7 protein-coding genes are annotated in these 7729 nt (G+C 42.8%); 4 read left to right on the top strand and 3 right to left on the bottom strand.

Annotated features, from left to right (window positions below):
- Window positions 1-155: 155 nt before the first annotated feature.
- Genes AC13CC_RS16210 through AC13CC_RS16200 form a run of 3 tightly spaced genes read right to left on the bottom strand, consistent with a single transcriptional unit; the run spans window position 156 to window position 2015 of the window.
- Window positions 156-1289, bottom strand: a complete 1134-nt coding sequence (locus tag AC13CC_RS16210; protein WP_482875678.1) for a serine hydrolase — start codon at window positions 1287-1289, stop codon at window positions 156-158.
- Window positions 1290-1299: 10 nt separating this feature from the next.
- Window positions 1300-1557 carry a hypothetical protein gene (locus tag AC13CC_RS16205; RefSeq protein WP_293169232.1) on the bottom strand — a complete coding sequence of 86 codons (258 nt, stop codon included), beginning with the start codon at window positions 1555-1557 and terminating at the stop codon, window positions 1300-1302.
- A gap of 5 nt (window positions 1558-1562) precedes the next feature.
- Window positions 1563-2015, bottom strand: coding sequence for an SRPBCC family protein (locus tag AC13CC_RS16200; protein WP_482875677.1), 453 nt, complete (start codon window positions 2013-2015; stop codon window positions 1563-1565).
- Between the two features lie 117 nt (window positions 2016-2132).
- Here AC13CC_RS16200 and AC13CC_RS16195 point away from each other — a divergent pair, with 117 nt between their 5' ends.
- From AC13CC_RS16195 to AC13CC_RS16180, 4 genes are all read left to right on the top strand, one after another.
- Window positions 2133-3014, top strand: a complete 882-nt coding sequence (locus AC13CC_RS16195; RefSeq protein ID WP_326278892.1) for a peptidyl-prolyl cis-trans isomerase — start codon at window positions 2133-2135, stop codon at window positions 3012-3014.
- Entirely contained in the window at window positions 2998-4398 is a 1401-nt protein-coding gene (locus AC13CC_RS16190) for a peptidylprolyl isomerase (RefSeq protein WP_326278893.1), read from the top strand. Before AC13CC_RS16195 ends, AC13CC_RS16190 begins: the two co-directional genes overlap by 17 nt.
- 4 nt (window positions 4399-4402) lie before the next feature.
- A complete protein-coding gene (locus AC13CC_RS16185; protein ID WP_482875676.1) occupies window positions 4403-5356 on the top strand; it encodes an AAA family ATPase in 954 nt (317 codons plus the stop codon).
- A 104-nt stretch (window positions 5357-5460) separates the two neighbouring features.
- The gene (locus AC13CC_RS16180; protein ID WP_482875675.1) at window positions 5461-7728 is read left to right on the top strand and encodes an aconitate hydratase; all 2268 of its coding nucleotides are present in this window, start codon (window positions 5461-5463) and stop codon (window positions 7726-7728) included.
- The last annotated feature ends 1 nt before the right edge of the window (window position 7729 follow it).

The raw sequence follows: 7729 nt of genomic DNA, 5'->3' as shown, positions 1-7729 counted from the left end.
GCAACTTTAAGGGCATAGGGACCCTATGGCCCGATTTTTTCCAAGGGAAATAAATCGATAAAACGCAACATTAAGGCAGGCACCCACAAATCACCCCCTAAATAAAAAGACCGCCTAAATGTTTTTAGACGGCCTCTTTTTAGTTTCGGACCTTGTTATCTTCCTCGGGTCAATTCAATTTCATAAAGTTCTCTTCCCAATTGTGCCAAAAAGGGGATGCCCACTTCGTCGTATTCGTAGGCATCATCATTAAAAATACCATCGCTATTAACCAATATCGTTGCCGTGAGCATAAAATCAACATTGTTTTTGGTGTCCTTTATATAGGCGCAATCAGTCAGGGTACCATAGGCATATCCCACTTTGTTATATATTTTGATGTGTTTGGGCATGGGTTCCGTACTGTCACCAAACATAAAAAACTTTACATAGCTATCATAAAATACATCGGGGTCATAACCTAATTGGGGCGGAAGTGTGTGCATGGCGGTCAACAAATATTTGCGTTGAACATCACTTAGGTTAAAACGTTGTTCCCTTGGGAATGCTTCAGGAAAGATGATACGTTTTAACAGTGCAGTCTGTGCTTCGATGGGATAGTAATTTTTCAACGAAAAATCAAAAGGTCCCATTTGCAAAGATGCATCAGAAATAAAACCTTTTCCTTTTTCAGCCCTATTTAGTTCAAGTGGTTTTATCGGGGAATTTATAATGGGTTTGCTCAATGAGGTCGTGGAATCGTTAAGGTAAAAAACCAATGGTTTGGTAGTTACATCATCAGCATTGTCTGTTGATAAACGATGGGCTATCCTAATGGGCGAAACGCCTCTCCTTTGCATCCTTTCATTCAAGTCGTCTTGCCCTATAAACTCTACCAACCGGTTGTTGGCGGCATTGTCCGAGACGGCAAAAATTTCTGAAATGGCCTTTGCGAATGTTGAGTTTACGGAATCACCCTCAACAAAAAACCGGGTGTTTAGCGAAAGTGAGTCAAGTTCGTTGAGTTTTTCCAGAGTGGCCACCGCAGCGGGGAACTTAACCGTGCTTGCAGGATAAAAATAGTTGCTTTTGTCAACCTGAAAATCGTAATCTGTGAAAACGATGTTGTCGTTCCTTCGGTCTATTTGGGTGTATCTTATTTGGACTTCATGTGCCTCCAGATTGTCCATTACCCTGCTAATTTTGACATTCTCGGAAGAAAGCACTTGGATCAAAGGGTCGGTAGATGAATTTTTGGAGCAGGAGAGCCCCAATACAAGCAAACTCAATATCCCAAGTCTGGACCTCATGAAAAAAAGATTAAATTTCCCCCGTATATACCTGGCCTCTGTGGGGTTTCAGAATTTCCCTTGCCTCCTTTAATTCAAATTCGGCCACGACCAAAAAAGCAATACTGTGGGTGGGACTATAATGTTCTACTCCCGAAAGGTCGTGCTTTAATTCCTCTGCCTCTACAAATTCTTTGAGGTGTTTTAAATAGTGTTCGGCAACATGGGCCGCATTGGGACCTCTAAAGTCCCAAATAATCTTTATTTTTCTGTCCAAAAGCTTTTCCATGGTTTTTATGAGTCGGTTACGGATTTGCCGGTTTCGGCAAAGGATTTAAAATCTTGCATGTACTTTAAGGATTGTTTTTTAAACGCACCGGGCATAAAAAGCCCCATAAGTTTCATGCCAAATCCCGAAAATTGGAATTCAGACTCGGAAATCCAGCGGGTTTTGTCCCCTTCTTCCTTAAAATAATTTTTTTGAATGTTATGCACACCTTTGGTGTCGTAAATGGTGTGCAGTTCATCGGGAAGGTTTCTTTTGATGATGGTCTCTATCATGGTAATTTCCCGTTTGCCCATTTTGTAACTGAGACTCATTTGGGCACCTTCCTGTCCAGGGTTTTGTGATAGTTGTTCATAGTTGACAAGACCTCTTTGCCAATGCCTCATGTTTTCGGAATCGTCCATCTTTTTGATGAATTCTTCCCTTGGGACATCAATAACAATTTCGGTAGTGTACTTCATGTTTGGTTTGGTTTTGCACTAATGTAGCAATTTCTGGCATCTATCTCCAACTAAAAAAATCTGTTAATGAAATTAGAACCTTCTTGTAAGGGATTTTGTAATTGTTATTTTTGCGAAATGCTTAAGCACCAAAAAAATACGCCGTTCCTTCTTTGCACTTTAATTGCAATCCTCGTTTCTTCTTGCGAGGGCATGTTCAACAAGGAAGAAGAGAAGGAACCTTTGGCAAGGGTGGACGATACTTTTTTGTACAAAGAGGACATTGCTTCCTTGATCAGGGACGACATGACAGCGGAGGACAGCACCATGTTCGTTACGAATTATATCAACAATTGGGCATCCAAGCAGTTGTTGTTGTCCAAATCAAAAATAAATCTGCCCGAAGAGAAGTTGGCCGAATTCGACCGTTTGGTGTCCGATTACCGGGCCGACCTTTATACAAGGGCTTACATAGAGGCATTGGTGAACCAATCCCAGGACACTTCCGTTACCAAGGCACAGCTACAGGAGTTTTACGAGCGGGAGAAAGAAAACTTCAAACTAAACGAAAAATTGGTGCAGCTCAGGTTTGTGGGCATGTCCGAAAAGTTTTTGGACAGGGACGGTGTAGAGGCCAAAATAAAAAATTGGGACGTTTCGGATAAAAGATATTTGGACTCCATCGCGGTACAGTTCAATAAAATTCATTTTAACGATTCTATTTGGATAAGTGCATCAAGGGTAATCGAAGAAATTCCACCTTTGACGCGGGCAAATGAGGAAACCCACTTAAAAAAATCACAATTTTTTGAGTTACAAGATTCGTTAGAGGTATATTTGGGCTTGGTAACCAATGTGTTGGAAGTCAACGAAACAGCTCCTTTTGATTATGTGGAGCCGGACATCAAACAATTGATATTGAACAGGAGACGGTTGAACTACATAAAAAAACTGGAAACCGAAATTATTGATGAAGCTATTAAGAAGAATGAATTTGAGGTTTATGACAAAGAAAATTAAAGGACTTTTTATTGCATTTTTTGCACTGTTCGGTATGGTACAAGCGCAGGAAGCCGACGAAGCATTGGGCGTTAACGATTCCACCAGTAACGCCAAAAAAGTAAAATTGGACGGTATTGCCGCCGTGGTCGGGGATTATGTGATCCTGGAGTCGGATATCGACAAAACATTGATAGACCTTCAAAACCAAGGGGCATCCACCGAAGATGTTACCCGATGCAACCTATTGGGCAAACTTATGGAGGATAGATTGTACGCCCACCAAGCGGTGCAGGACAGTTTGTTGGTCTCCGACGATATGGTAAATGCCCAGAGTGACCGTCAAATACAGCAATTGACCCAACAGATAGGAAGCGTGGAGAAGATGTTGAGCTACTATAAAAAGCCCGATATGGAAAGTTTCCGCGAAGAACTTTTTGAAATCAACAAACTGCGTATGCTGTCCGAAAAAATGCAGGGCAAGATTGTTGAAGAGATTGAAGTGACCCCGGAAGAAGTTCGCCAATTTTTCTATAAAATTCCGGAAGATGAAAGACCTGTTTTTGGAGCAGAACTGGAAATTGCCCAGATTGTAAAACAGCCCGAGGCCCCGGAAGAGGAAAAACAAAAGGTCATTGACCAGTTAAAGGAAATTCGCCAAGATGTATTGGAGAACGATGCGAGTTTTAATGTAAAGGCCATTTTGTACTCGCAAGATCCAGGTTCTAAATCCAAAGGAGGTTTTTATAGTATGACGAAAGAAACTCCGTTTGTAAAGGAATTTAAGGATGTAGCCTTCAGTCTTCAGGAAGGGGAGATATCGGAGCCCTTTGAAACAAGTTTCGGCTATCATATTATTTATATAGAAAAAATCAGGGGACAAGAGTTAGATCTTCGACATATCCTCATGATTCCTAAAATCCCTCAAAGTGCTATTGATAAGGCCGTAAACGAATTGGATACTATCCGCCAACAAATTTTGGATGGCAAATATACTTTTGCCGAAGCAGCCCTGAACTTTTCAGATGAAAAAGAAACCAAGTTCGATGGTGGATTGCTCCGTAACCCAGTAAACTTTGATTCCCGTTTTGAGCTGACCAAAATGGATCCAACACTATATAATCAAGTTAGGGATTTAAAGGATGGTGAAATATCCCGTCCCATTCGTGAAGATGACCAAAGGGGAGGAGCTCCCAAGTTCAAAATCATGAAGATTTCCAACCGTTATGACGAGCACGAGGCAGATTTCGCAAAAGACTACATGAAAATCCAGGAACTGGCACTAAGGGAAAAGCAGTTCAAGGCCATTAAAGAATGGATGGACGAACATATAGAGGATACTTATATCCATGTTGACTCCGAAAGTAGGGACTGCGATTTTGCAAACAACTGGGTAAAGGAATAATTGTATGTCGGATGTAGTTGCAGTAGAAAATCTGGTAAAAAAGCACCAAGATTTAAAAAAAGAGATTGCCAAGGTCATTGTAGGCCAAGATGAAGTGATCGAACAAATACTACTATCCATCTACACCGGGGGCCACTCCTTGTTGATCGGTGTTCCCGGTCTTGCAAAAACATTGATGATTAACACCATTGCACAAACCTTGGGACTGGATTTTAAAAGAATCCAGTTTACGCCCGACCTAATGCCCAGCGATATTTTAGGAAGTGAGGTCTTGGACCAAAACCGAAACTTTAAATTTATTAAGGGACCGGTTTTTGGCAATATCATTTTGGCTGATGAGATCAACCGTACACCACCAAAAACCCAAGCAGCTTTGCTGGAGGCCATGCAGGAGAGGGCGGTGACCATTGCTGGAAAGCAGTACAAATTGAATCGACCCTATTTTGTACTGGCCACACAAAACCCGATAGAGCAAGAAGGCACCTACCCATTGCCCGAAGCGCAATTGGACCGCTTTATGTTCGCCATAGAGCTGAAATACCCCTCGATTGAAGAGGAAATCCAAGTGGTAAAATCCACTACTACGGATGATCAGGTCCAGATAAACACACTTTTCAATGCCGACGAAATCATCGAAGTACAGCATTTGGTAAGACGTATTCCCGTGCCAGACAATGTTGTGGATTATGCGGTTAGGTTGGTCAATAGAACAAGGCCGGGCCAAGAAGGTGCATCCGATTACGTTAAAAGTTATATCGATTGGGGAGCAGGCCCGAGGGCGTCACAGAACTTGGTTTTGGCAGCTAAGGCCCATGCGGCCATTAATGGTAAGTTCTCTCCGGACATCGAAGATGTTAAAGCAGTTTCCCTGGGAATCCTTCGCCACAGGATACTAAAAAACTACAAAGCTGAGGCTGAAGGCATCAATGAGGAAAAAATTATCACGGAATTATTGTGAAAAATAAGAAAGTCAACACTTATTTAGTGCGATTCTAATTCCAAATTACTTCTCATTTTAGTAAATTTACCGAATTACGAAAATCTTAAAAACTCAATTGTATAATGGCATTTGATATAGACATGATTAAGGGTGTTTACGCTTCCATAGGGGAACGTGTGGAAAAAGCCCGTGAATTGGTGGGCAAGCCCCTTACACTTTCCGAAAAAATCTTATACTCCCACCTTTGGGACGGTAAACCCGAAAAAGCATTTGTAAGAGGCAAGGATTACGTTGACTTTGCACCCGATAGAATCGCTTGTCAAGATGCAACGGCGCAAATGGCCTTGCTTCAATTTATGCAGGCGGGCAAGGATAAAGTAGCGGTGCCCACAACGGTTCACTGTGATCACTTGATCCAAGCCAAGGATGGCGCAGCATCAGATTTGAAGCACGCCAATGAAACCAGTAAAGAGGTTTTTGACTTCTTGGGGTCTGTATCGAACAAATATGGAATTGGATTTTGGAAACCAGGTGCAGGTATTATTCACCAAGTTGTCTTGGAAAATTATGCATTTCCTGGAGGTATGATGATCGGAACCGATTCCCATACCGTAAACGCCGGTGGGTTGGGAATGGTGGCCATTGGTGTCGGTGGGGCCGATGCCGTGGATGTAATGGCCGGAATGGCCTGGGAATTAAAATTCCCCAAGTTGATCGGTGTCAAATTGACCGGTAAGCTATCTGGTTGGACAGCCCCTAAAGATGTTATTCTAAAAGTGGCCGAAATTCTTACCGTAAAAGGGGGGACAGGTGCCATTGTGGAATATTTTGGCCCAGGAGCCACTTCCATGTCCTGTACTGGTAAAGGAACCATCTGTAACATGGGTGCGGAAATTGGAGCTACCACTTCCACATTCGGTTACGACGAATCCATGGAGCGTTATTTAAGGGCAACCGATAGGAAGGATGTTGCCGATGAAGCAAACAAGGTAAAAGAGCATTTGACCGCAGATCCAGAAGTTTATGCTAACCCAGAGCAATATTTTGACCAAGTAATCGAAATAAACCTTTCCGAATTAAAGCCTTTGCTGAACGGACCATTTACCCCGGATTTGGCAACAGAAGTAGGAACAATGAAAGAAAAGGCCGAGAAAAACGATTGGCCTTTAGCTGTTGAGTGGGGATTGATAGGATCTTGTACCAACTCTTCTTATGAAGATTTATCAAGAGCATCATCCATTGCACAACAAGCTTTGGACAAAAAACTGAAAACAAAAGCTGAATTTGGTATCAACCCAGGTTCGGAGCAAGTAAGATATACTACGGAGCGTGATGGTATCCTTGAGATATTCGAAAAATTGGATGCTACGATCTTTACCAATGCCTGTGGACCGTGTATTGGCCAATGGGCACGATACAAAGATCCAAAGAACGCACCAAAGAACAGCATCGTTCACTCCTTTAACCGAAACTTCGCAAAGCGCGCCGATGGAAACCCCAATACACACGCTTTTGTAGCTTCGCCCGAAATGACCGCTGCAATCGCCATTGCAGGTCGTTTGGATTTTAACCCCTTAACGGATAAGTTGATCAACGAAGATGGGGAAGAAGTAATGTTGGATGAACCGACAGGATGGGAATTGCCACCAAAAGGTTTTGAAGTTAAGGAAAACGGTTACGAAGACCCGTTGGAAGATGGAAGTGGAGTAGAGGTCAAAGTGGCTTCGGATTCCGAGCGCTTGCAATTGTTGGAACCATTTGTGCCCATCAAAGCAAGCGATCTTCAGGGTATGAAATTGTTGATAAAGGCCTTTGGAAAATGTACCACGGACCACATCTCCATGGCAGGGCCATGGTTGCGTTTCAGGGGGCATTTGGACAATATTGCCAATAATACTTTGATAGGCGCCGTAAATGCTTTTAACCAAAAGACCAACTTCGTTAAAAACCAAATCACAGGTGAGTACGGAGGTGTTCCCGATACCCAGCGTGAATACAAGAAAAAAGGAATCATGACGGTTGTTGTGGGAGACCACAACTACGGTGAAGGTTCATCAAGGGAGCATGCGGCCATGCAGCCAAGGCACTTGGGTGTTGCCGTTGTATTGGTAAAATCCTTTGCAAGGATCCACGAGACCAACCTTAAGAAACAAGGTATGTTGGCCTTGACCTTTGCCAATGAGGACGATTACGATTTGATCCAGGAGGATGATACGTTCAATATTGTTGATGCCGCTGAGTTTGCTCCGGACAAACCTTTGACCATCGAAGTAGTGCACTCCGATGGAAGTAAGGATACCATCGTAACAAACCATTCGTACAACGATGCGCAAATCAAGTGGTTCAACGAAGGTTCGGCCTTGAACTTGATCAAGAAGCAGAATGCTTAAT

This window comes from Flagellimonas sp. L-11 (assembly GCF_056857735.1).
This window is presented reverse-complemented; position numbering and strand designations above follow the sequence as displayed.